Annotated in this window: 3 protein-coding genes and 2 pseudogenes; all 5 read left to right on the forward strand. The window is 62.1% G+C overall.

The features are described 5' to 3' along the window. Positions 1-340, forward strand: a pseudogene (locus EOA86_RS28105) (3-methyl-2-oxobutanoate hydroxymethyltransferase); the annotation flags it as partial. Then, positions 337-756 carry a pantoate--beta-alanine ligase gene (locus EOA86_RS41325; RefSeq protein WP_281035703.1) on the forward strand — a complete coding sequence of 140 codons (420 nt, stop codon included), beginning with the start codon at positions 337-339 and terminating at the stop codon, positions 754-756. The pseudogene EOA86_RS28105 and the gene EOA86_RS41325, both read left to right, overlap by 4 nt. Continuing rightward, positions 746-1141 carry a pantoate--beta-alanine ligase gene (locus tag EOA86_RS41330; protein WP_268931335.1) on the forward strand — a complete coding sequence of 132 codons (396 nt, stop codon included), beginning with the start codon at positions 746-748 and terminating at the stop codon, positions 1139-1141. Before EOA86_RS41325 ends, EOA86_RS41330 begins: the two co-directional genes overlap by 11 nt. Positions 1142-1915: 774 nt before the next feature. Then, positions 1916-2665, forward strand: a complete 750-nt coding sequence (locus EOA86_RS28115) for an electron transfer flavoprotein subunit beta/FixA family protein (RefSeq protein WP_128344658.1) — start codon at positions 1916-1918, stop codon at positions 2663-2665. Between the two features lie 20 nt (positions 2666-2685). After that, positions 2686-3190 (forward strand): annotated as a pseudogene (locus tag EOA86_RS28120) (electron transfer flavoprotein subunit alpha/FixB family protein); the annotation flags it as partial.

The following is a 3190-nucleotide window of genomic DNA, read 5'->3' on the forward strand; positions in this document are numbered from 1 at the left end:
CGGTGAGCGAAGCGGGCGCCTTCGCGCTCGTTCTGGAGAAAGTTCCCGAGGCGCTCGCCCGCCGGATTACCGCAGAGGTAGCGATCCCGACCATCGCATTGGCGCCTCGGCGGCTTGTGACGGGCAGATCCTTGTCGTCGACGACATGCTGGGCCTCTTCGGCGACTTCCGGCCCAAATTCGTCAAGCGCTATGCTGAACTGGGGGAGGCCGCTGCGGCTGCCATCGCGGCCTATGCGCGGGAAGTGAAGGAGCGCCGGTTTCCAGCCGCCGAGCACGTGTTTGCCGACGCGCCCAAGCCCGCCGACGCGGACGCCACAAACAGCGGAGAAACAGCGTGAGCGTGCCGATTGCCAGGAGCGTTGCCCAGCTTCGCGAAATCGTCGCCGCGTGGCGCCGCGAGGGTGCGAGGATTGCCGTGGTGCCAACAATGGGCGTCCTGCAGGAGGGCCATCTCAGCTTGGTGCGCGCGGCACTCGAGAAGGCCGACCAGGTGATCGGGACGCTCTTCGTCAACCGAAGCAGTTCAACAGCCAGGCTGATCTGGCCGCGTATCCGCGCACGGAGGAGGATGCCACCAAGCTGGCGCCCCTTGGCGCGCACCTGCGTAGGGCTGTGCGGCGCGTTCCGCCCGGGGCATTTCGAGGGTGTGGCTATCGTGGTGGCAAAACTCTTCCTGCAGACGGGCGCCGATCTTGCCTTCTTCGGTGAAAAGGATTTCCAGCAGCTGCAGGTGATGGCGTCGCATGGCGCGTGATCTGGATATTCCGATCGACGTCGTTGCTTGTCCTACTGTTCGTGAACCTGACGGGCTGGCGCTCTCCTCGCGCAACGTGCGCTTATCTCCGTTAGAGCGGCAGGTAGCACCCAGGCTCGCCGCCATCCTCTTCGCAACGGCCGCACGCATCACCAGTGGAGCGCCGGTCGAAGCGACGCTCGACGAGGCGCGGTCCGCGATTGCTGCGGCAGGTTACACTCGGATCGAGTATCTCGAACTGCGGGCTGAGGGGGACCTCGCGCCGATTCAGACCCTTGACCGGCCCGCACGTTTGCTCGCGGCGGCGTGGCTCGGAGATACGAGGCTGATCGACAATGTCCAGATCCCATCCCGGTCAGGAGCCATCACACGCACAGCGGCTTGAGGCGGATCACGCCCTGCCAAACCTCGAACCGAGTGGGTGCGCGGGGCGAATTGGACTAAACCAAGCTCGCAGCGAGCTTTCAGTATTTGTCCACCCAGCTGGAACAAGAAGGGCGGCAGGATGTGTTGGCTTGAATCGTGCCTGATCTGCACTGAATTGAACCTGGTGGCAATTTGAACCTCGGCGGTCGACGGCGCTATTACATTGGCCGTCGACCCTATGATCCATGGGTGGAAACCTCATCCGTCGCAATGCACATTGGTGATTTGTAAAATGGACACAAAATCCGCTTAGCGCGGCGTCGACCAACGGCGCGCGTATAATCAGCGGCCGAATTAAGAAAATTGCCGAATAACATCGTTTCGCATCCGGATTAGCACAATCTCCGCGAACCCCGTGCCTTACTCTGTCCGGAGTGGCACGACTGTGGCCCGTTGTTGGCATGCGAAAGCGCTGACGCAGAAGCTCCTGCTGACCGAACTCACAAAACACCTTGCTTCGAACGGCTGAGTATAAACCGGACGAGGATAAAGATGATCACTCGCCTTTGCGTCCTCGTGAACTTCCAATTCGCACTCACGAGATTGTCGTTCTTGGTGGAGGATCGCGGGAACGAGCGTTGCGTTTCGTCTCATGTCGCGATCTTAGAGCAAAACACCTTACCTCTGGCAGTACCTGGCATGGGAGCTGCCCGTTTGGCGGGCAGCCTACATTGGGCGTGCAGATAGTCTTCTAAGAGTATGTTGCAAGACAGCACAAGAAACGAGATCTGAAATGAAGGTACTCGTCGCAGTGAAGCGGGTTGTGGATGCGAACGTCAAGGTCCGGGTGAAGGCTGACGGTTCGGCGGTGGAACTCGCCAACGTAAAGATGGCGATGAACCCGTTCGACGAGATCGCGGTCGAAGAGGCGATCCGGCTGAAAGAGGCCGGCAAGGCGGAAGAGATCATCGTTGTCTCGATCGGGCCGCAGCAGGCGCAGGAGACCTTGCGCACCGCGCTTGCCATGGGCGCCGACCGCGCTATCCTGGTCAAGACCGACGAGCAGACCGAGCCCCTGGGCGTCGCCAAGGTGCTGAAGGGCGTGGTCGAGGCGGAAAAGCCCGGTCTCGTCATTCTCGGCAAGCAGGCGATCGACGACGATTCGAACCAGACCGGCCAGATGCTGGCCGCACTTCTGGGCTGGGCGCAAGGCACTTTTGCCTCCAAGGTCGTTATCGATGGCGACAAGGCCAAGGTGACGCGCGAGGTCGATGGCGGCCTGCAGACGGTGGAGCTGAAGATGCCGGCGATTGTCACCGCGGATCTTCGCCTCAACCAGCCGCGCTATGCCTCGCTGCCCAACATCATGAAGGCCAAGAAAAAGCCGCTCGACGAAAAGAGCCCGGCCGACTACGGCGCCGACGTCAAGCCGCGGCTGAAGGTCGTCAAGACCGAGGAGCCGGGCGGCCGCAAGGCAGGCGTTAAGGTCAAGAGCGTCGCCGAACTGGTCGACAAGCTCAAGAACGAAGCCGGCGTGCTGTAGGGCTGGAAGGGACAAAAAAGATGACAATTCTTCTGATTGCCGAACACGACAATGCGGCGCTTTCCGACCAGACCGCCAAGGCGCTTTCGGCGGCACTGCAGATCGGCTCGGACGTGCATGTGCTGGTCGCCGGCAACGGCGCCAAGCCCGCAGCGGACGCAGCCGCCAAGCTCAAGGGCGTGAGCAAGGTGCTGCTCGCCAAAGCCGACGAGCTCACCGAGCGTCTCGCCGAACCGCTGGCGGCGCTCGTCGTCGGCATAGCCGGTGCCTATGACACGATCATCGCGCCGGCAACCTCGTCGGGCAAGAATGTCGCGCCGCGCGTGGCAGCTCTGCTCGATGTCGCGCAGGTGTCCGAGATCATCGAGATTATCTCGCCGGACACCTTCAAGCGGCCGATCTATGCCGGCAACGCCATCCAGACGGTGCAGTCGAGCGACGCCAAGAAGGTCATCACCGTGCGCACCGCCTCCTTCCAGGCTGCACCCGAGGGCGGTTCCGCCCCGGTCGAGACGGTTCCGGCGG

Source organism: Mesorhizobium sp. M5C.F.Ca.IN.020.32.2.1 (assembly GCF_004023105.1).
GTDB lineage: Bacteria > Pseudomonadota > Alphaproteobacteria > Rhizobiales > Rhizobiaceae > Mesorhizobium > Mesorhizobium wenxiniae.

What these genes read in the sequence shown, in the direction of transcription:
- EOA86_RS41330 (WP_268931335.1), top strand. Translation starts at nt 746, where the DNA reads ATGGCGCGTGATCTGGATATTCCGATCGACGTCGTTGCTTGTCCTACT.
- EOA86_RS28115 (WP_128344658.1), top strand. Translation starts at nt 1,916, where the DNA reads ATGAAGGTACTCGTCGCAGTGAAGCGGGTTGTGGATGCGAACGTCAAG.